Origin of the sequence: Stenotrophomonas sp. CASM106 (genome assembly GCF_049384825.1) — a bacterium.
GTDB lineage: Bacteria > Pseudomonadota > Gammaproteobacteria > Xanthomonadales > Xanthomonadaceae > Stenotrophomonas > Stenotrophomonas muris.
On record NZ_JBMRFS010000072.1, the window covers coordinates 1 to 426 of the forward strand.

Sequence of the window (426 nt, forward strand, 5' to 3'; positions counted from 1 at the left end):
TCAAGGCTTGGAGCCCACGGATTTGGGCGTCGGCTTCTGCTGCGGCTCGAACAAGATCGCTCGCACCTTCTGCTCGGTCGTCGGTGGCACCATCAGGCTGGCCGGAGCTGGCGGCAAGGTCGGACACTCGGGCCTCACAGCCTGCCCAGCGCTGCTGCAGGCGGAGGTTGCCAGCGCGCAGGCCATCAGCGACAGCCGCGCCTTTTGATTCAGCATCTGCCTTCTCCTGCTCGTACTGGGTTGCTACTGCCTCGGCCCGCTTGACCCGCTGACGCTCTACCGCGATCACGGCAATGGCGTTGTCCCGCTCCTGCTCGGCCACCTTCTTGGCCGTCTGTGCGTTGTCCCGGGCGCGCTCTGCCTGAGCCACTGTCCCGCGCTGCCACACGGCAATGCCTGCCAAGAGCAAGACAACCCCCAGCAGTA

1 protein-coding gene is annotated in these 426 nt (G+C 66.0%); it reads right to left on the reverse strand.

Features of this window, described 5'->3' with window-relative positions:
* Nucleotides 1-426: endopeptidase (locus tag VG556_RS22590; protein ID WP_423180079.1), on the reverse strand; the 426-nt coding region annotated here is incomplete at both ends.